The following is a 21,778-nucleotide window of genomic DNA, read 5'->3' on the forward strand; positions in this document are numbered from 1 at the left end:
GACAACGTGGACTTGGTATTCAAAGCGGGCCTTGGCGCCGGCGTGGTGGTGCTCCTGGCGATTCTGTCGAAAACCCGTAACTACTACATCGCCGGACTGGTGCCGCTGTTCCCCACCTTCGCCCTGATTGCCCACTACATCGTCGGCAAGGGCCGCTCACTGGCGGATCTGAAGACCACCATCCTGTTCGGGATGTGGTCAATCATTCCCTATTTCGTGTACCTGGCCACGCTGTACCTGCTGGTCGAGCGCATGCGCCTGGAGGCCTCGCTGGCCTTGGCCACGGTGGCCTGGCTGGTGGCGGCCACCGTGCTGGTGACCCTGTGGGTGCGGATGCACTGAAGCCATCGTGATTCGCTCTAAAGCCCGGCGATATGCGTATCCTGCCGGTTCGACTGCAGGTAAGGCAGTACCGCCCCCAGCAGCGGCGCCTTGAACGGCTCCTGGAACCGGTGCGCCAGCCCCGGAATCAGCCGCAACTGGCTACCCTGGATGTGCGCCGCCAGATGCACCCCATGCATCACCGGCAACAACGGGTCGGCCGTTCCATGCACCACCAATGTCGGCACCCGCAGTTGGTTCAGCAACTCGACCCTGCTGGGTTCGGCGAGGATCGCCATGATCTGGCGTTTCACACCCTCCGGATTGAACGCCCGGTCATAGGCCAAGGCGGCCTGCTCGATCAGGGTAGCGCGGTCATCATGGACCTCGGGGCTGCCTAACGCCGCCAGCAAGTCGGCTTGCTGCTCGATGGCCACCTCACGACTCGGTGCACTGCGCCGCGCCAGCAGTTGTACCAGGGCCGGGGCCGGGGCTGGCAGGCCAACGGCGCCCGAACTGGACATAACCAGTGTCAGGCTGCGTACCCGCTGCGGCGCCATCGCGGCTATATGCTGGGCGATCATGCCGCCCATGCTCACCCCCAGCACGTGAAACTGGCGAACCTCGAGCGCATCCATGAGGCGTACGCCATCATTGGCCATGTCCGACAGGCTGTAGGGTGCAGAAACCGGCAACCCCAGCTTGTAGCGCAGCAATTCGAGGGTCAGGCTCGCCGAAGCCGGCATTTGGTTCCAGCGCGACAGGCCGACATCGCGGTTGTCGTAGCGGATCACCCGAAAGCCCTGGCGACACAAGGCCTCGACCACATCATCCGGCCAGTGGATCAATTGCCCGCCCAGGCCCATCACCAACAGAAGCACAGGATCGCGGGGCGCCCCGACACTCTGGTAGACCAGGCTCAACTCACCCAGCTCGGCCCGTTGCACAGGCACATGGACGTCACAACGGCTCTCGGCAAAGCTCGCCGGCCCGACCAGTAAAAAGAAGAAAAATAAAAACGCCCGCATGAAAGAAACACCAGAATGCAGATCCCCAATTGAGCGCGAGTCTGATGAATCTCTTGCCAGCGCGCTGCCACAAAACAGTGACAGTTTGATGAATCCTGCCGAATGGCGAGATACGATAATTAACTACGACCCAGCAAGCGCCCCCCTTTCCTTCAATGGCGTTGCCGTATCCGGCAACTCTCAAGAAGGATCGACCGATGCACGAGCTGACACGCCCCCTCCCTCCCTTTGCCCTTAAGCCCCTGCCACTGGACGCCGTGCCGCCGGACGTCCCGGTTGTTCATCGAGCACGTAAAGCGTGCGAAGACCAGCGACGGACATTCGATACACTGCTGCGCCAGGCGCCCGGCGTTCGCCAGATCATTGGCACTTGGTTGAAAGAAACACTGTCCATCGCCCCCGGGCAAGTCGACCTGGTGCTTGAAAGTGCGCAGCAACCACAAAGTATCAATCTCGTTGCGTTGACTGCCTGGGCCCGACATCACGCCACACATCCCACGATTGACCGTTGCGCACGCATCACCGGCAACCTTGGAGCGCTGCCCCGGCCACCCAGCAAATTAGTGGCACATCTGGCAACTCTGAATCTCCCCAGCCTCGTTCGGCAGTGCTGGAGCCGCTACTGGGGGGAACGGGCTGCGGGAACGCCCATGAGTCGAAAGGAACAGGCACGCGCACAGTACCGACGCCATTTCGAGTCCACCGTCGATATCGCGTTCGCCATTGATCCCTCCGCGGCGGCGCTCCATCCAGTGCTAGGTGCCATGGACAATCCGCAGTGGCTGCGGATCGATCATCGCCAACTGTTTATCGAAACACCCGCCTGCGAGCCAGGAGCGCTGATCTTCAGCATCGAAGGCGAAGCGGCGCTGACCGTCTACTCCCCCGGTAGCAGCGAAACCCTCAGTTACCACGTGTCACGCCAGGCTCTGGAGTCCAAGCTCGGGCATACCACCTACAACGCACTGGACTCGATCGACAAAGGTTTCGATACCCTCTTCGATAATCTGGAGAGCCGCCTGCTGGCAACGCTCGACCACGACCCCGGCGAAAGCCTTGGCAACGCAGCCACAGCATTGGCGCTGGCTGATCAACTGTATAGCGACTGGCGCCATCCAACGGTTTTCGCCATGCCGTTTGCCCTTGAATCCGCAGAGGACGACGATCCCTGCGACCACTCACTGTTCGAGCTGGCCCCCTTTGGCATTGAGGCACAATGGTCAAGGCGCGTGCAGTTGGTCGCTCTACAACTGGAAAAGTTGGCAGAGCTTTCCCAGCAAGACCTTGAGGAATACCAGCGCCAACAAGGTGTTCTGCTCAAGGCGCGTGAGGCCGCCCAGCCCCAGATAGAGGCCATCCTGGCCTCGGCGAAATGGCACTCCGACGCTCGCCCGGTCACAGCCCCACCCGCTTTGTTGGCGGCTCACGGCCAAGCCCTGCTGGCCCATGCCCGAATGAAACGGTTGCTGGGCGAACTGGCGCCTGACGTACTCGCGTTGGTTGAATCACTGTTCAACCCGCAGGACGACAGCGCGCTGACGGCTTCACCCGTATTGCGCTCGGCCCCAAGAGCCCCGTCAGGCAGCCCTCGCGAACAGGTGCTGCACGACGTTGTTGTCATCGCCAGGCGCACGCTCCTGGACACTCCCGATACCCGCCAACCCTTCGCCATTTACTGGCTCGGTGGGCACGGAGGGCTGTTGCAGTGCAACGACCAGGGCGTACTCGCTCGTTATCTGTTCCAACATGGCACAGAGCTGTCGCTTCGCTTCGAGCCTATCGTCGGCGACAGCCTTGCCTACGCACTCGACACGCAACTGACGCATGCGCGCCAAGCCTGGCAGACACTGCAGAACGAGAAAGGGCTCGACGCCGCGGCCGCTGAACTACCGCAGGCAAGACAGTCCCTGGGCCAACACCTGCAGGTGTCCTGGCAGGGCACGCGGGAGGCGGCGCTCTCCCACCTGAAAGAGGAGCAACAGCTTACAAGCAGGTTAGGCAGCTCACCCACCGCCTTCGCCAAGATGACCGAAGAGGTGCGCACCTCTTTCAAGACCATGGCCAATGACTACTTGGCAGCCTTGCGCGACAGCCAGGCGCTGATGGAACGCGACCTGCCGGAGCGCGAGGCGTTCTGCCAGAAATGGGTGTCGAAAACCCTGATACAGGATTTCGATGGTTTCGACGGTGGCCGGATTCTTCTGCAACTCCCGCTATCGACAAGCTGGCGCAATCATCCGGTCGTCGGCAGTGGCGCTCCAGGAACACCGACCCGGCCAGTGCTGACCGCAAGCCTTGAGACCGAGGAGGTCACGCTGGAAAGCCTGCTGTTGCAAAACATCGACAGCACCATGCTGGAACGCCTGAATTTCGTCAAACCCAAGCGCGCCGATGGGCAGCCGCCAGGGCAGTCCATCGAGAAAGGCCTCGATCGCAAATACTTGCAAGGCCTGGCACACCGCCTGGACCTCGCTGGGCGCTACGAATCGGCGCTCCATGCCGCATTCAGCGACCCCACTGAGTCGGAATATGCCCATGCCTACCGCCGAGAGTGCCTGATCGCCCCTCACCGTTTGATGCTGAAGTTGCAAAACCTGCTGTATCACCAGCGAGGGGACTTGGATAGCGTCGGTCACGCGATCCTTTGCGTGGCAATCGATGCCGACAGCCGATCGGCCTTCCAGGCCGACGGCCATGACATTCAATTGTTGCCCGCCCAGTTGACGGCTGGCGGCAAGGATACCGACGAGCAATCCACGACACTGTCGGGGGTGACGTTCATTGAGGACCGCGCCAGCAAGGTCACCTTGCTCTATCGTCCCGATCACCCGACCCACGGGCTGCGCCAGTACGACAGTCTCGAACAAGCGCGGCTGGCGCTGTTCGATGAACGCGACGACTACCTCGTCAGCCGGGCACTGAGCGGAAACCCTGGCGCCCATCGCACACGGCTGCGCGAAGCGCGCATTCGCCATTTCGACCGCATGATAGGAGTAGGTACCGCCTGGCCCGCCACCACCTCACTGGCCGCCCACCTGCTCGAGGCCCATCGAGGGCGCCTGGTGATGGAACATCGCGCGACGTCGCGCTCCAACCTGGACCTGTTCTTCGAGCATTTGGCCGGGCAGAGCGCTGGCGTGCTGATAGGGTTCAAGATCGCCCTGGGGGCGATCCCGTTCCTGGGGCTGCCGATCAGCGCCTACGACGCATTCGTCAGTGCCACCGAGGTGGTGAAAGCGCTTTCCAAAGGCTCGCCCAGTGACGTCCTGCAAGCTATCAACGACTTGATCGTCTCGCTGGTCGATGTCGCAATGGACGCTCTCGGTGTCGGTATTGGCCTCAATACCGCATCCCTGCGTCGAGCGGCCAGGATGCGTCGTATCCATGGACAGGGTGAAGGGACCGTACACCTGCGCCAGGATTCATCGCCCCAACGCAGCCTCGACCGCTTCACCGGGCTGGAGTATGAGCAGCCACTGTCACTGGAGGGACTGCAACCGGCCACCCATGGCAAATACCGAGGCATCTATCGGCATACCGAAGGCAACTTCATCCGGGTCGGCAAGCAAACCTACAAAGTGAGCTGGGACACGACCGCCCACACCTGGCAGTTGGATGGCAACACCCGCCACAAGTGGAAACGCGCCATTGCTCAAGACGAGCACGGCCAGTGGGATACGCACTTCGCGCTCTATGGTGTACACCGCCAGGGGGCAGGCAGCGGTGGCGGACAAGCCCTAGTGCGTGTCGCCGATACGCTCGAACCACTCTGGCCCGCGGCGATACGCGAACGCTTGCCACGCTGGTGGCGAGACCACGCCTATCGCCAGCACAACCGTTTGCGCGACAGCATTAGCCGCGACCTAGTGTTACTGCAACCTCGTGCCAACGAGCTCAATCAGCAAATGAAGCGCGCCTTGGAACAACAAGGAAAGCTCGACGCGCCACTGAAGGCTTCGCTGAAAAGCACCCTCGCCGACGCAGAACGCATCCACCGTGATTGCCAGGCATTCCAGCAGGTTGCCGCCGGGCGGATTCGCAAAAGGGCGCAAGATCAGGCGAACGACCTGGCCATACTCATTTGCAATGGTCGTCAACGCCTCAGCAGAGAAGCCGGTACCCAACTCACCCTCGCGATGGATGAAGTAGATAATCTCAAGCTACGTCTTCAGCAAAAATCCGACAAACTCGCGACGGACCTCGACGACGAGCAGTTCCTGATCATCGCCCAGCAGTTGTCCTCGCTGAGGGTCAACATGAACCAGGCCCGACTAAACGCACTGGCGGCTGTAGACGATATCCGCGAGCAAGTCACCCATCTACGAACCTGGCGCAAGCAGGTACGACAGGTGGGCGAACATCGGGACATGCTGAACACCATCGACGGCACCCTGAGCGCTTTCACCGATCCTGTCCTGAACTACATGGCTGTCGGCCAACTGACTGCGTTGTTGGTCAAACCGGGTCAGGCCTTGAGCGGCGCCGGCATCCATCTGCAATTGTTGATGAAAGAACCGCGAGCAACACTGGACCGCGCACTGTATGCCCTGCATCAGCTGGGTGAAACAAAAGCCTCCGCCGTACAACGTGTCGCCATCATGACGACGTCGCTACAGCACTCCGAACGTTTTCGTCATCAGTTGAAATATTGGCTCGATAGCTATGCTCCGTGTATCGAACCCGCTGCCGCGCAGCGCCTGGAGACATCATTGACGGCCTATGAAGCGCATTTCAAAGGGCTGCTGCTCAATAAAACCAAGCCAGCGCCGCTGTCCAGCAAGAAAGGTACCCAACAGCCCCGCGTCTTCGAGACCACCGACAACCGCCTGCTGGTCGGTGAGCCAGACCAGCATAGCCCCAACGTGTACCGCATCACCGGGGTCAACGGGCGGACCGAAATCTATCTTCAGGATCGCTCGGGAAAATTCACCCTGACCAACCCGGACACCGCTCCCAGCGTTGGCCGTACCGTATCCCTGAAGGAGCTGCATACCGAGGCCAGGCGTCAGCTGGACGAACTGCAAGCGTATCGAGGCAAGGTGCAGCAGTACGCCAATCAAGGCATGGAAGGTGCGAGTCTTGACGATCTCATGCAGTTCAAGGCTACCGACCTGGAAAACCTGGCCTCGCGAATCGCTGAGCAGGCGAGCGACGACAGCCTGGTGCAACGGTTGCGCGACATGGCACGGGAGTCGACGCGGCATGGCAAGGCACTGCGCGTCAGCTACATCATGGGTACTCACCAACCGAATGGCGGGCAGCTTGATTATTTGCACGAAGCGGGCCTGGTCCGGATCGAGAAGGAGGGCGCACTGGTAGAGCTGCGAAAAACCAGCGAGGGCCGCAGGGACTTCCTGCAGGAGTTCGTGGTACTCGATACCCGTGAAACCCCGCCACGTCCACTGTGGTATGCCCACTTCCATTTCAACAAGGCCAATCCCTCCTTCGACGATTTCGTCAAGGCGCACTTGAAGACCGTCCCTCAACGGCGCCTTGGGCGGGAATGGCAGGACAGCCACGTCGAGCAGATCTGGCGCGGTGAACTGACGCGTGTCATCGCTCGCAAGCACTTCACGGCATTGTTCTGATCGACCGCGAGGGGCCCGGCCCAGGCCCCTCGCGCCATACATCGACAGACACCATCAACATGAGGGAAACTCAACATTTCTGAGCAGTCTGCGCCCGAATATCGTTGGAGTTTCACCGTGCTGGAAATACGTCACTTGAAAACCCTTCACGCCCTGCGCGAAGCTGACAGTCTGGTGGAGGCCGCTGAACGGTTGCACCTGACGCAATCGGCGCTCTCCCACCAGTTCAAGGAACTGGAGGAACGCCTCGGCCTGCCCCTGTTCGCGCGCAAGACCAAGCCGATCCGCTTCACCAGCGCCGGCCTGCGCCTGCTGCAACTGGCCGACGCCACCCTGCCCCTGCTACGTGGCGCCGAGCGTGATATCGCCCGCCTGGCCGGCGGCACCGCCGGGCGCCTGCACATGGCCATCGAGTGCCACAGCTGCTTCCAGTGGCTGATGCCGACCATCGACCAGTTCCGCGACGCCTGGCCGGAAGTGGAGCTGGACCTGGCCTCGGGCTTTGCTTTCGCCCCGTTGCCGGCCCTGGCCCGTGGCGACCTCGACCTGGTGGTGACGTCCGATCCGGTGGACCTGGCCGGCATCACCTACGTGCCATTGTTCACCTACGAAGCCATGCTCGCCGTGGCCAACCAGCACCCGTTGGCCGGCAAGCCATACATCGTGCCCGAGGACCTGCTCGACCAGACCCTGATCACCTACCCGGTGGAACGCGACCGCCTGGACATCTTCACCCGCTTCCTGGAGCCGGCCGACATCGAGCCGGCCGCGGTGCGCACCTCGGAGCTGACGGTGATGATGATGCAACTGGTGGCCAGCGGTCGTGGCGTATGCGGCATGCCGCACTGGGCCCTGCACGAGTACAGCTCGCGGGGTTATGTGAAGGGCAAACGACTGGGCGACAAAGGGTTGTTTGCCACGCTTTATGCAGCGGTGCGCACCGACATGCTCGATGCGCCGTACATGCGTGACTTCCTGCTGACCGCCAAGGACACCTCGTTCGCCACCCTCGACGGGGTCAGCGCGGTGCGTTGAGCCCTGCGCGCCACAGCGGCAGGATCAGGTCGCGGGTCAGCGGCGCCAGGTTCAGCGTGTTCGCCTGGTCTAGGGCCAGCCAGATGACCTCTTCGATTTCCGCCGCCGGAGCCACCGCCTCGCGGCACTCGACACGGAACAGTTCGGCCTGGACCTCAAATCCCGGTTCGTTGGCGGCCGGGGCGCTGAAGCGGCCCAGGTGGAGGGCCTGGGCGGGATCGACATGCAACCCCAGTTCCTCGTGCAGCTCACGCACCAGCGCCTGCGCCGGCGACTCGCCCGGGTCGATCTTGCCACCCGGCTGCATGAAGGCCAGGGTGTCGCGCTTGCGTACCAGCAGCGTCCGCCCTTGGGGGTCGATGAGCAGGGCGGCGGCGATTCGGATGGTCTTGGGCATGCTGGACACTCGGTTTACTGAGGTTGCGCAGGATACCTGACAGGGCCCTGTCGCGGGGCAAGTCGCAGCGGCGAACCGCTGCTCCCACGAGTACTCGACAGGGCCAGAACAGGCAGACGAACGGCCCCTTGTCATTCCTCTGCTTACCCGCCATAACCAACCCATGAACCTGCCCGCCCAGTTCCACCCGGTGCTCGACCTGTTCCACCCCGCCGTCGCCACCTGGTTCCGCCAGCGCTTTGCCACGGTCACCGAGGCCCAGGCCGGCGCCTGGCCGCTGATCCATGCCGGCCAGTCGATGCTGCTGGCCGCGCCGACCGGCTCGGGCAAGACCCTCAGCGCCTTCCTCGCGGTGCTCGACGAGTTGTTCCGCCAAGGGTTGGAACACGGCGGCGCGCTACCCGCGCAAACCCAGGTGGTCTATGTGTCGCCGCTCAAGGCGCTGTCCAATGACATTCGCCTCAACCTCGACGCCCCGCTCACGGGCATTGGCCACCAGTTGGCACAGCTCGGTCTCGAGGCCCCGCGCATCACCACCGCCGTGCGCACCGGCGACACGCCCCAGAAAGACCGCGCCGCCATGCGCAAGCTGGCACCGCACATCCTGGTGACCACACCGGAATCACTGTATGTGCTGATGGGCTCGGCCTCCGGCCGCCAGGGGCTGGCCAGTGTGCACACGGTGATCGTCGACGAGATCCACGCCCTGGCCGGCAACAAGCGTGGCTGCCACCTGGCGCTGACCCTGGAACGCCTGCAAGCCCTCGCTGGCCGACCTTTGAGACGTATCGGCCTGTCGGCGACCCAGCGGCCTGTGGAGCGCGTGGCGCAGTTTCTAGTTGGCCACGAACGGCCCTGCGCCATTGTCGATATCGGCCATGTCCGCAAACGCGACCTGGCTCTGGAAGTGCCGCCCGTGCCACTGGGCGCGGTGATGGCCACCGATGTCTGGAGCCTGGTCCACGACCGCCTCGCGGTCCTCGCCCGCGAGCACCGCACCACGCTGGTGTTCGTCAACACCCGACGCCTGGCCGAGCGCCTGACGCGCCACCTGGGTGAACGCCTGGGCAACGACGCGGTCACCGCCCATCACGGCAGCCTGGCCAAGGAGCATCGCCTGGCTGCCGAGCAGCGGCTCAAGGCCGGCGAACTGCAGGTGCTGGTGGCCACCGCGTCGCTGGAGCTGGGCATCGATATCGGCGATGTCGACCTGGTCTGCCAGATCGCCTCGCCCGGCTCGATTGCCGCGTTCCTGCAGCGGGTCGGACGCTCCGGCCACCAGGTCGAGGGCATCCCCAAAGGCCGCCTGTTCCCCACCTCGCGGGATGACCTGATCGAATGCGTGGCGTTGCTCGACTGCGTGCGCCAGGGCGAGCTGGACGCACTGCACATTCCCCACGCGCCACTGGACGTGCTGGCCCAGCAGATCGTCGCCGAAGTCAGCAACCAGCCGTGGGCCGAGCGCGCCTTGTTCGACCTGCTGCGCCAGGCCACACCTTATACCGAGCTGGACGAGAGCCATTACCTGGCCTTGCTGCGCATGCTCGCCGAGGGCTACAACGGCCGCCAGGGGGTGCGCGGCGCCTACCTGCACCGCGATGCGGTGAACGGCACCCTGCGTGGGCGTCGCGGCAGCCAGCTGACCGCGCTGACCAGCGGCGGCACCATCCCCGAAACCGCCGACTACACCGTGCTGCTCGAACCCCAGGCGTTGAACATCGGCAGCGTTAACGAGGATTTCGCCGTCGAGAGCATTGCCGGCGATATCTTCCAGCTGGGCAACGCATCGTACCGCATCCTGCGCGTCGAGCCTGGGCGGGTGCGGGTCGAGGATGCCCACGGCTTGCCGCCGACCATCCCGTTCTGGCTCGGCGAGGCGCCCGGGCGCAGCGACGAGCTGTCCGCCGCGGTGGCCCGGCTGCAGCAGCGCATCGACCAGCAATTGCAGGCCGGCGACGCTAAACAGGTGCTGGCCTGGCTCCAGGCAACTTATGAACTGGACGAAGCCTGCGCCAGCCAACTGCTGGACTACCTCGGCCGCACCTGGCAGGTGCTCGGCGCCCTGCCCTCGCAGCAGACACTGGTGATGGAGCGCTTTTTCGACGAGTCCGGCGGTACCCAACTGATCATCCACTCACCCTTTGGCAGCCGTATCAACCGCGCCTGGGGGTTGGCCCTGCGCAAGCGCTTCTGCCGCACCTTCAACTTCGAACTGCAGGCGGCGGCCAGCGAGGACGCCATCGTGCTGTCACTGTCCACCAGCCACAGTTTCGACCTGGACGAGGTGTGGCGCTACCTGAACAGCCGCAGTGCCGAAGCGATCCTGGTCCAGGCATTGCTCGACGCCCCGCTGTTCGGCGTGCGCTGGCGCTGGAATGCCGCCGTGGCCATGGCCCTGCCGCGTTACGTGGGCGGTCGCAAGGTGGCGCCGCAGATCCAGCGCATGAAAAGCGAGGACCTGGTGGCCTCGGTGTTCCCCGACCAGCTCGCCTGCCTGGAGAACATCGTCGGCGAGCGGCAGATCCCCGATCATCCATTGGTCGAGCAGACCCTCGACGACTGCCTGCACGAGGCCATGGACAGCGAAGGCTGGCTGGCGCTGCTGCGGCGCATGGAGCGCGGAGAAGTAGACCTGCTCAGCCGCGACCTGCCAGCCCCCTCGCCGCTGGCCTCGGCGATTCTCAATGCCCGCCCCTACACCTTCCTCGACGATGCGCCGCTGGAAGAACGGCGCACCCAGGCGGTGCTCAACCGACGCTGGAGCGACGTACACAACGCCGACGACCTGGGCGCGCTGGACGCCGACGCCATTGCCGCGGTGCGGGCTGAAGCCTGGCCACGTGCCGGCAACGCCGACGAAATGCATGAGGCGCTGATGAGCCTGGGGGCCGTGACCGAGGACGAAGTAGATGCCAATGACGCCTGGCGCGACCTGTTGCAGCAATTGGCCAAGGCGGGCCGGGCTTGTCAGCTGGATACGGGCGAACACCGTCTGTGGCTGGCCCGCGAGCGCCAGCAGGCCCTGTTGACGCTGTACCAGGATGCTCGCCTGGAACCGGACATGCCGCTATTGCCGGGCTATGACGCCCCCGTCGATAGCGATACCGCCCTCACGGAACTGCTGCGCTGCCGCCTCGATGGCTTTGGCCCGATGACGCTGGAGCAGATCGCGACACCTCTGGCGCTGAAGGCCGGCGACTGCGAACAGGCCCTGGCCCGCCTGGAGGGCCAGGGCCTCGTGATGCGTGGCCATTTCAGCCCCGGCCAGACGCGCCTGCAATGGTGCGAACGGCACCTGCTGGCGCGCATTCATCGCTACACGGTCAAACGCCTGCGCCAGGAGATCGAACCGGTCAGCCTGCAGGACTACCTGCGCTTCCTGTTCGACTGGCAGCATGTGAGCGGCGAAACCCGTCTGCGTGGGCCGCAGGCGTTACCCGAGGTGCTCGCCCAGTTGCAAGGCTTTCCCGCCGCCGCCGGGGCCTGGGAAAGCGACCTGCTGCCGGCGCGGATCAAGGACTACAGCCCCCACTGGCTCGATGACGCCTGTCGCAGCGGCCAGTGGGCCTGGAGTCGGCTGGCGGCGACACTGGCGGCCAGCACCCTGGCCAGCACGCCCCTGGTGCTGCTGCCGCGCGAGCACCTGATGCTGTGGCGCAGCCTCACCCCCACGCCCGACTTCGAACAGCTGGGTGCCCGCGCGCAGCGGGTCCTGCAGACCTTGCAGGAGCAAGGCGCGCTGTTCTTCGACGAACTGGCCCATGAAGCCCGCCTGCTGCCCAGTGAACTGGAATCGGCGCTGCAGGAACTGGTGGGCTCGGGCCTCGCCAGCGCCGACGGTTTCAGCGGCCTGCGCAGCCTCATCAGCCCAGCGGCCAGGCGCAGGCCGCGCACCAGCCGGCGCGGGCACCCTGCGCTGTCGAGCAGCATGGCCCATGCCGGGCGCTGGGCCTTGCTGCGCCGCTCGGCCACCACGGTCGACAGCGACCAGCGCCTGGAACATGTGGCCCGCAGCCTGCTGCGCCGCTATGGCGTGGTGTGTTGGCGCCTGCTGGAGCGCGAGAGCGATGTGCTGCCCGCGTGGCGCGCACTGCTGCGCTGCTATCAGCGTCTCGAGGCACGAGGCGAGATCCGCGGGGGGCGCTTCATTGCCGGGCTGGCGGGCGAGCAGTTCGCCCTGCCCGAAGCGGTAGGATTGCTGCGTCAGGTGCGCAACCGCGCGCTGGGCGGGGAACTGGTGGTGGTCAGCGGCTGCGATCCCCTTAACCTGGTCGGCACACTGCTGCCGGGAACGAAAGTGCCGGCAGTGGCGGGCAATCGGCTGCTGTACCGCGATGGGGTGCCAGTCGCCAGTCGCGTGGCAGGGAAGTACCTGTTTGCGGTCGAAGCATCGGCCAGCGAACAGGACCATTGGCACCAGCTTCTGTTGCGCGATGCAGCAACCTAGGGAGCGGCGGTTCAGCCCTTGGCCTGAAAACCGGCGAAGCGCTTGTTGAACCCGGCCACCCGCCCTTCCACCGTGGTCTTGCGCTGCTGCCCGGTGTACACCGGATGCGAAGCGCTGGACACATCCAGCGCGACGTAGGGGTAGGTCTGGCCATCGCTGTGCACCTGGGTGCGGTCGGTATTCACCGTAGAGCCGATCAGGAAGTACACATCGGCAGCCGTGTCGTGGAACAGCACCGGGCGATAATCGGGATGAATGCCAGCTTTCATGACGCAATCTCCTGGGAAGCACATTAGATACTTTATAACATATCATAATGCGAATGATTTTCGATACCCGAATTTTCATTTTTGTGCCGCCCGGCACGCTGGCAAAACGCCGCCCAACCGGGCTATGGTCGGCCTTTGCCCAGGCCCCTGAGCCTGACCGAGCCATCCGCAAGGACCCCGTATGAGCCTGTCACTTCTCAGCCGTTACGCCTTCTTCGCCGCCTGCGTGCTGTTCACCTTCGCCAGCCTGCCCTTCCTCGCCCACGACTGGCTGTGGCCGTTCGCCCTGACCACCGGCGTACTGAGCCTGATCGGCGTGTTCGACCTGCTGCAGCAGCGCCACGCGGTACGCCGCAACTATCCGATCCTCGGCAATATCCGCTACCTGGTCGAGGGCATCCGCCCGGAGATCCGCCAGTACCTGCTGGAGTCCGACAGCGATGCGCTGCCCTTCTCCCGGGCCCAGCGCTCGCTGGTGTATGCCCGGGCCAAGAACGAGGCCTCGGACAAACCCTTCGGTACCTTGATCGATGTGTACGAGTCGGGCTTCGAGTTCATCGGCCATTCCATGCGCCCCGCGCCGCTGGCCGACCCGGCCGCCTTTCGCGTCGTGGTCGGCGGCCCGCAATGCACCCAGCCGTACTCCGCGTCGATCTTCAACATCTCGGCCATGAGCTTCGGCTCGCTCAGCGCCAACGCCATCCGGGCCCTGAACCAGGGCGCCAAGCTGGGCAACTTCCACCACGACACCGGCGAAGGCAGCATCAGCCCCTACCACCGCGAACACGGCGGCGACCTGGTCTGGGAGCTGGGCAGTGGCTACTTCGGCTGCCGCACCGCGGATGGCCGTTTCGACCCCGAGCGCTTCGCCGCCCAGGCGCAGAGCCCGCAGGTACGGATGATCGAGATCAAGATGAGCCAGGGCGCCAAGCCCGGCCACGGCGGCATCCTGCCCAAGCACAAGGTGACCCAGGAGATCGCCGAGACCCGCGGCATCCTCATGGGCGAGGACTGCATTTCTCCGTCGCGTCACAGCGCCTTTTCCACGCCGGTCGAAATGATGCAGTTCATCGCCCAGTTGCGTGGACTGTCCGGTGGCAAGCCGGTGGGCTTCAAGTTCTGCCTCGGCCACCCGTGGGAGTTCATGGGCATTGCCAAGGCCATGCTGGAAACCGGCATCCTGCCCGACTTCATCGTCGTCGACGGCAAGGAAGGCGGCACCGGCGCCGCCCCGGTGGAGTTCACCGACCATATCGGCGTGCCGCTGCGCGAAGGCCTGCTGTTCGTGCACAACACCCTGGTGGGCCTGAACCTGCGCGACAAGATCAAGCTCGGCGCCAGCGGCAAGATCGTCAGCGCCTTCGACATCGCCAGCGTGCTGGCCATCGGCGCCGACTGGGCCAACTCGGCGCGCGGCTTCATGTTCGCCATCGGCTGCATCCAGTCGCAAAGCTGCCACACCAACAAGTGCCCGACCGGCGTGGCTACCCAGGACACCCTGCGCCAGCGCGCATTGGTGGTGCCGGACAAGGCCCAGCGGGTGTTCAACTTCCATCACAACACCCTGCGCGCCCTGGCCGAAATGCTCGCCGCCGCAGGGCTGGAACACCCCGCGCAACTGGAGGCCAAGCACCTGGTGCGGCGCATCTCGGCTACCGAGATCAAGCTGTTCTCGCAGATGCATGTGTTCCTCAAGCCGGGTGAGTTGCTCACCGGCGAGGTGAACGGGCAGTTCTATTCGCGGATGTGGCAGATGGCACGAGCGGACAGTTTCGAGCCACAAGCGGCCTGAAGCCGGCCACCCGATTTTCAATGGTCTTTCAGCAACACCACACCACCGACTGGCTGGTCAAGGCACCGTATAAAGCACTGCCTTGAACGAGCCTTCGGTGAACTCATCTACTTTAACCCAGCCATCGGTCGGCATGTCGGGTGTGTACACCGAGGATGGCTCGGTCACCCGCCACAGCCGCTTGTAGCGCTTGGCAAGCACCTGTGGCGTGGCGACGTAGAGTTCATTCGACCGTTGGTAGAACAGCGTCAATGTACCGTAGGTCTTTGCTGCCTGGCCGCTCGTATCGGGTTGAATCTTCGTGTAGAAAAATGCCGGACGGCCGGTGGCATTGTAGTACTCGATCGACAAGTATGACCTCCTGCGATCACCCAGCAGTGCATCCCCCGGTCGCCACTGTTCATTCACGTGCGCCATAACGGTGCCCAGATCACCGCCTGGCTTGGCCTGATAATCGTAAAAAACAGCCAAGCCGACCAGTTCGAGGGACAGGCAAGCGGCGACCGATAGGAGCAACGCCCGCTTTCGCAGAGTGTCCATGGCGATCGCCAGGACAAGCGGTAGTCCCAAGAACGCGAAATATAGATAACGATTGATATACAGCGGCATGCCGTACGAAGCTAGCCAAAGCACGAGTATGGGGACAAAGCAGTAGCTGAGCAGCAGGACGCTCGGCTGGCTTGGTTTCACGACACGTCGTAGTACACGCAATGAAGCCATCGCAATGAAAAGCGCCAGCAATAGGCTCAGAACATCTGAATAGCGGGAGACGACACTTAGTGTAAAAGCTCTCCAGAACGATTGCGCAATACTCATGAGGGAAGTGGGGAAGTTGGCAATCCAACCGACCAGTTCGCGATGCCCCATCTGCTGATACAGCATCGGCAGCCAAGGCAGGTAGATAATGATCATGACCAGGTGCCCGACCCACCATGCGCGAGACAGCACATGCAGCCTGCCGTGCGTGTCTTTGGTCAACGACAGGTAGAGCCAGTTGGCCATCACGCATAAGATCGATAAATAATGGGTATACATGGCGGCAACCATCAACAGACAGTAGGCCATCAAATAGATGATGTTTTGCCTATTGACCCATTGCCAAAGTGTGTACAGGGCCGTCATGAGCAACAGCCCCAGTAACGCATACATCCGCACTTCCTGGCTGTAGCGTATACCGATGGGAAAAAACGCCAGTAACAACCCTGCTATCACTGCGGCTCGCCATGACGCCAACTGTCGCGCCAACAACATGCCGATACCGACGGTGGCAACTCCCGCGCAAACGCTGAAACTGCGCAGCGCCAGGGGAGCATCGCCGAACCCTTGCATCCAGTAATGCAGGATCAGGTAATACAGAGGCGGGTGAACATCCCGGGCGGTGTGAAACAGGATCTGCTCAGGTGGCAAGCGGCTGATTAACGCACTGAATGCTTCATCCAGCCAGATGACGGGCAGCGTGACATGGTGCAGCCGCAACGCTGTGCTGATCAGCAAAATTGCCAGGACCACCAAGGTCCTTGTTCCCGCATCAGGCCAGCGTCGCGAAACGGTCATACGTCTTCCTTGAACATTATCGGGTACTTGACGAACGCCCGAGGGCGAGCGCGATGCATGCATTGAACGCACACCGGAAGTTGGCAAAAAAAGAAAGCGATAGTCCGTGAGGAAAGCTGTCCGGCTGCGAGTCGACCATGCTCTTTCGCATCGCCCTGCTGCTACCTTAGGCCGGGCATGGAAGATCAGCTACTGACAAAAATGCCAGTAGACGGTTGGATCTTGGCCGAATGAATGCCGATGCAAGTGAATCCGTGGTTGCGCCACGATGACTCCACCGCAAAAACAAAGCCCCGGCACTGGCCGGGGCTTCGTTCATCAGGAGGCGGTACTCACCGCACCCTGCGCCTCTTTAGGCGCCAGGCGGAAGGTGTAGTACAGCGCCGTCAGCAGCACCAGGAACGCCGGGCCGATGTACAGGGCCACGCGGGTGTCCGGGAAGTACGCCATCAGGCCCACCACCAGCACCAGGAACGCCAGCGCCAGGTACGAGCTCAGCGGCCACAGCCACATGCGGTACTTCAGCGCATTACGCTCGGCGGTGGTGAGCCCGGCGCGGAACTTCAACTGCGCCAAGAGGATCATCACCCAGGTCCAGATCGCGCCGAAGGTGGCGATGGAGGTCACCCAGACGAACACTTTCTCCGGCACCAGGTAGTTGGCCAGGACACCTAGCAGCAGCGCGGCGATGGACAGCAGCAGCGCATTGCGCGGCACGCCGTTCTTCGACGTGCGGGCGAAGGTGGCCGGGGCCTGGCCGTTCTGCGCCAGGCTGTAGAGCATGCGCCCGGTGCTGAAGATGCCGCCGTTGCACGACGACAGCGCGGCGGTGATCACCACGAAGTTGATGATGCCGGCGGCAGTCTTGATGCCGAGGCGCTCGAAGGTCATCACGAACGGGCTGCCCTGGCTGCCGATCTCGTTCCACGGGTAGATCGACAGGATCACGAACAGCGCGCCCACGTAGAACAGCAGGATGCGCCAGAACACCGAGCCGATGGCCTGGGGGATGGTCTTCTGCGGGTTGCGCGCTTCGCCGGCGGTCAGGCCGATCATCTCCACGCCCAGGTAGGCGAACATCACCATCTGCAGCGACATCAGCACGCCAGTCACGCCGTTGGGCATGAAACCGCCGTTGCTCCACAGGTTGGAGACGCCCATGGCCACACCGTCGTTGCCGAAGCCGAAGGCGATGATGCCGATGCCGCCGAGCACCATGGCGATGATGGTGACGATCTTGATCAGGGCGAACCAGAACTCGAACTCGCCAAACGCCTTGACCGCGATCAGGTTGATCGCGCCCATGCTGCCCAGGGCCATCAACGCCCAGATCCAGCGCGGCACGTCGGGGAACCAGATGCCCATGTAGATGGCCACCGCGGTGATCTCGGCGACACAGGTCACCAGCCACAGGAACCAATAGTTCCAGCCGGTCAGAAAGCCCGCCAGCGGGCCGAGGTAGTCTTGGGCGTAGCGGCTGAACGACCCGGCGACCGGGTTGTGCACGGCCATCTCGCCAAGGGCGCGCATGATCACCAGGATGGCCAGGCCACCGATGATGTAGGAGAGCATGATGGCGGGGCCGGCCATTTCGATGGCCTTGGCCGAACCGAGGAACAGGCCGACGCCGATACAGGCGCCGAGGGCCATCAGACGGATGTGCCGTTCGCCCAGCTCGCGCTTGAGCGGGCCGCCCTGGGCGGACTCGCCTTGGGCAGGGTGGTTGCCGACTGGCATAGCAATACAACCTCATTTTGTTATTGGATTTGACCTTCGTGCAGCACCGGCCCTGCCGATAGGCGGGGCGTCGTCTTGCCAGGCGGCCTTGTGGACCGGCCTGTCCACCGGGGCCAAGGGCGCCGACGGGTCGAAGGGGGCGAGCAGTATAGGAAGCCGCTTGCAGGGCTTTTCACTATATACAGCAGGAAATTTGGCGAGAATTCTCGGCCAGATAGCCTTTACCGGAGGGGCATCCTAGCCTCGCTCCGCCCATGCACAGGAATGGGGCAGCTACCTTAGCAACATTGCCGAAGAATGGAAGCCGCACCAAAGGCGCATGTTCATGCGTGATTCCCCGAAGCTTCTTACAAATTTTTCACCAAACTCGGCCACCGTCTAAGCTTCAGACAAGCAACGCGAAAACACCTGGCCGGACTCAAGACTATGGGCGCACTGTGGCAATCGGAACCAACCAGAACGGAAGCACCCAAAGAAGCTCAGGCTGAAGCCCCCTTGTCCAAGACCCCACGTCAGCGCCGTCTGTGGTGGCGCCTGATCCTGCTTATCCTGCTGGTGGCACTGGTGGCGATAGGTATGGCCGCCTACGACGAATTCCAGACCTCGCGCCTGCAGTCCCGTGAATTCAGCCGCCTGGCCGGTACCCTGACCTATGCCCTGGAGCCCGGCCCGAGCGATGCCATCGTCTACCCGGGCGACGGCCCGTTCGACAAACGCCTGGGCTACAGCGCCCTGGGCGAGTTCCTGCCACGGCTGCTCAAGCGCGACTACCTGATCAACCAGCAGGTGCGCTTTTCCCCGGCGTTGATGAACTACGTCGATCACGGCCTGTTCGTGCCATACGTGGAAAAAATCCAGGCCGGCCTGTCGATCACCGACTGCCGCGGCGACATGCTCTACCAGTACAACTACCCGCAGCACCTGTACCCGAACTTCGCAGCGATCCCGCCGGTGATGGTCAACAGCCTGCTGTTCATCGAGAACCGCGACCTGCTCGACCCGAAGGACCCGCAAAACAACCCGGCGGTGGACTGGCCACGCTTCGCCAAGGCGGCCTACAGCCAGGTGGCCAAGTACCTGGCCCTGCCCGGCCAGTCGGCCGGTGGCAGCACCCTGGCCACCCAGCTGGAAAAATATCGCCACTCGCCGGACGGGCTGACCGTCTCCGGCGCCGAGAAAATCCGCCAGATGATCTCCGCCAGTGTGCGCGCCTACCAGGGCGGCCCCGACACCACCGAGGCCCGCGAGCGCATCGTGCGCGACTACCTCAACAGCGTGCCGCTGTCGGCGGTCCCCGGCCACGGTGAGGTGCACGGCATGGCCGAAGGCTTGCGGGTGTGGTACGGCGCCGACTTCGATCAGGTCAACCAGGCGCTCACCTCCACGGCCACCGATGACAAGAGCATGGCCGAGCGCGGCCTGGCCCTGCGCCAGGTGCTGTCGCTGATGATCGCCCAGCGCCGCCCTTCGCATTACCTGTCCAAGGGCCGCATCGAACTGGCGGAACTGACTGATTCGCACATCCGGGTACTCGCCGCCAACGCTGTCATCGACCGTCCACTGGCCGACGCCGCCCTGGCCAGCAAGGCGGTGTACCGCGACTGGGTGGCCCAACCGACCATAGTGCCGATCATCACCAACAAGGGCATCAGCCTGGCCCGCAACCGCCTGGCGGCGATGCTCAACCGGCCGCTGTACGACCTCGACCGCCTCGACCTGTCGGCCACCAGCACCCTGCAGGCCGACCTGCAGGTGCAGGTCAGTCAGTACCTGAAGAACCTCGCCGACCCGGCGTTCGCCGCACAGCTTGGCCTGATCGGCGAACGCCTGCTGACCAGCAAGACCACCGACCAGGTCAGCTACAGCTTCACCCTGTTCGAACGCACCGCCGACGGCTCGCGGGTGCGGGTGCAGACCGACAGCACCAACCAGCCCTTCGACATCAACGAAGGCAGCAAGCTCGAGCTGGGCTCCACCGCCAAGCTGCGGGTGCTTACCACCTACCTGGAAATCGTTGCCGAGCTGCACGACAAGTACGCTGGCAAACCCGCCGCCGAACTGAAGAAAGTCCCGGTGGCCGAGCTCGACCGCATCAGCCAGTGGTCACTCGAATGGCTGATGCAAAATGGCAAGAACCAGAGCCTGGACGCCATGCTCGACGCCGCCCTTGAGCGCAAGTACTCGGCCAACACCGGCGAGGCCTTCTTCACCGGTGGCGGCATGCATGTGTTCAACAACTTCCGCAAGGAAGACAACAACCGCAACCCGACCCTCAAGGACGCCCTGCGCGAATCGATCAACCTGCCGTTCATCCGCCTGATGCGCGACATCGTGCGCTACGTCACCTACCAGCAGCCGTTCAACCGCGAACCGCTGCTAAGGGACGACAGCGACCCACGCCGCCAGGAATACCTGGCGCGTTTCGCCGACCGCGAAGGCTCCAACTACACCATGCGTTTCTGGAAGAAATACCAGCGCAAGACCTCGCAGCAGCGCCTGGACACCTTCCTCGACAGCATGCGCGTGACCCCGCAGCGCTTGGCTGCAGTGCACCGCTACCTGTTCCCCGAGGCCGGCCAGGAAACCTTCAACGCCTTCGTCCGCGCCCACAGCAAGGACGACAAGAAGGCCATGGCCAAGCTCACCGACGGCCGCCTGGTGGAGATGTACGAGGCCTATGGTCCGGGCAAGTACGACCTGCCCGACCAGGGCTATATCGCCAAGGTCCACCCCTTGGACCTGTGGCTGCTCGGCTACCTGCTGAAAAACCCTGGCGCCTCGCTCAAGGACGCCCTCAACGCCAGCCGCTTCGAACGCCAGGAGGTCTACAGCTGGCTGTTCAAGAGCCGCCACCAGGGCGCTCGCGACAGCCGCATCCGCACCATGGTCGAGATCGAGGCGTTCACCGACATCCACCAGCGCTGGAAGCGCGTGGGTTATCCGTTCGACCACCTGGTACCGTCGCTAGCCACTGCCATCGGCAGCTCCGGCGACCGGCCGGCCGCCCTCTCCGAACTGGTCGGGATCATCCAGAACGATGGCGTGCGCCTGCCGACCCTGCGCATCGACACCTTGCACTTCGCCCAGAACACCCCGTACGAAACGCAACTGATCAGCGACCCGGACCGCGGTCAGCGGATCTTGCCCGTCGAGGTCGCCCGGGCGCTCAAGGGCGCGATGTCGCAAGTGGTCGATGCCGGCACCGCGCGTCGTATCTCCGGCAGCTTCAAACTGCACGACGGCACGCCACTGGTGATGGGCGGCAAGACCGGCACCGGCGACAACCGCATCGAAAGCTTCGGCGCCGGCGGCCGGCTGATCGGCTCGCGCTCGCTGAACCGCACCGCCACCTTCGTGTTCTTCCTCGGCGACAACCACTTCGGCACCCTCACCGCATTCGTTCCAGGGCGCACGGCCGAAGCCTTCACCTTCACTTCGGCACTGCCGGTGCAGGTGCTCAAGGGCATGGCGCCGATCCTCATGCCGTACCTGGAACCAGGCAACCCAACCGCCTGCAAGGCGCCACAGGTGGCGGGCCAGTCGTGAATCATCAAAAAATTAGATGATAATCATCTGCATTTGAAGGCTTGTCTTAAGATATATCTTGAGT

General features: G+C 63.4%; 11 protein-coding genes. 6 read left to right on the forward strand and 5 right to left on the reverse strand.

Annotation, left to right across the window (positions count from 1 at the left end; all coding sequences use genetic code 11):
* The first annotated feature begins 6 nt into the window (after window positions 1-6).
* Window positions 7-342 carry a GlpM family protein gene (locus tag ACZ9C1_RS12805; protein WP_102685429.1) on the forward strand — a complete coding sequence of 112 codons (336 nt, stop codon included), beginning with the start codon at window positions 7-9 and terminating at the stop codon, window positions 340-342.
* 17 nt (window positions 343-359) lie between these two features.
* Here ACZ9C1_RS12805 and ACZ9C1_RS12810 read toward each other — a convergent pair whose 3' ends face one another.
* Window positions 360-1,349, reverse strand: a complete 990-nt coding sequence (locus ACZ9C1_RS12810; RefSeq protein ID WP_476254043.1) for an alpha/beta fold hydrolase — start codon at window positions 1,347-1,349, stop codon at window positions 360-362.
* 197 nt (window positions 1,350-1,546) lie between these two features.
* On the opposite strand from ACZ9C1_RS12810, the gene ACZ9C1_RS12815 reads away from it, so the two are divergent.
* Both ACZ9C1_RS12815 and metR read left to right on the forward strand, forming a co-directional pair.
* Window positions 1,547-6,937 (forward strand): hypothetical protein, encoded by a 5,391-nt coding sequence (locus ACZ9C1_RS12815; RefSeq protein ID WP_476254044.1) that lies wholly within the window; start codon window positions 1,547-1,549, stop codon window positions 6,935-6,937.
* A 117-nt stretch (window positions 6,938-7,054) separates the two neighbouring features.
* The gene (metR, locus tag ACZ9C1_RS12820; protein WP_110701935.1) at window positions 7,055-7,972 is read left to right on the forward strand and encodes a transcriptional regulator MetR; all 918 of its coding nucleotides are present in this window, start codon (window positions 7,055-7,057) and stop codon (window positions 7,970-7,972) included.
* Here metR and ACZ9C1_RS12825 read toward each other — a convergent pair.
* Window positions 7,956-8,369 (reverse strand): NUDIX hydrolase, encoded by a 414-nt coding sequence (locus tag ACZ9C1_RS12825; protein ID WP_139669247.1) that lies wholly within the window; start codon window positions 8,367-8,369, stop codon window positions 7,956-7,958. The genes metR and ACZ9C1_RS12825 overlap by 17 nt on opposite strands.
* A 163-nt stretch (window positions 8,370-8,532) precedes the next feature.
* On the opposite strand from ACZ9C1_RS12825, the gene ACZ9C1_RS12830 reads away from it, so the two are divergent.
* On the forward strand, window positions 8,533-12,816 hold the full coding sequence (locus ACZ9C1_RS12830; protein WP_476254045.1) for an Lhr family helicase: 4,284 nt from the start codon (window positions 8,533-8,535) through the stop codon (window positions 12,814-12,816).
* Window positions 12,817-12,827: 11 nt separating this feature from the next.
* Here ACZ9C1_RS12830 and ACZ9C1_RS12835 read toward each other — a convergent pair whose 3' ends face one another.
* Window positions 12,828-13,085: a type B 50S ribosomal protein L31 gene (locus ACZ9C1_RS12835; RefSeq protein ID WP_102685177.1), complete on the reverse strand. Its 258-nt coding sequence runs from the start codon at window positions 13,083-13,085 to the stop codon at window positions 12,828-12,830.
* 181 nt (window positions 13,086-13,266) lie between these two features.
* On the opposite strand from ACZ9C1_RS12835, the gene ACZ9C1_RS12840 reads away from it, so the two are divergent.
* Window positions 13,267-14,877, forward strand: a complete 1,611-nt coding sequence (locus ACZ9C1_RS12840; RefSeq protein WP_476254046.1) for an FMN-binding glutamate synthase family protein — start codon at window positions 13,267-13,269, stop codon at window positions 14,875-14,877.
* A 57-nt stretch (window positions 14,878-14,934) separates the two neighbouring features.
* Here the strand turns inward: ACZ9C1_RS12840 and ACZ9C1_RS12845 are convergent, their stop codons facing one another.
* Window positions 14,935-16,431 carry a glycosyltransferase family 39 protein gene (locus ACZ9C1_RS12845; protein ID WP_198755493.1) on the reverse strand — a complete coding sequence of 499 codons (1,497 nt, stop codon included), beginning with the start codon at window positions 16,429-16,431 and terminating at the stop codon, window positions 14,935-14,937.
* A 318-nt stretch (window positions 16,432-16,749) separates the two neighbouring features.
* Window positions 16,750-18,168: an amino acid permease gene (locus ACZ9C1_RS12850; RefSeq protein ID WP_110701926.1), complete on the reverse strand. Its 1,419-nt coding sequence runs from the start codon at window positions 18,166-18,168 to the stop codon at window positions 16,750-16,752.
* A 426-nt stretch (window positions 18,169-18,594) separates the two neighbouring features.
* On the opposite strand from ACZ9C1_RS12850, the gene ACZ9C1_RS12855 reads away from it, so the two are divergent.
* A complete protein-coding gene (locus ACZ9C1_RS12855; RefSeq protein WP_277501766.1) occupies window positions 18,595-21,714 on the forward strand; it encodes a biosynthetic peptidoglycan transglycosylase in 3,120 nt (1,039 codons plus the stop codon).
* Window positions 21,715-21,778: the final 64 nt, after the last annotated feature.

Source organism: Pseudomonas sp. TE21435, from assembly GCF_056279265.1.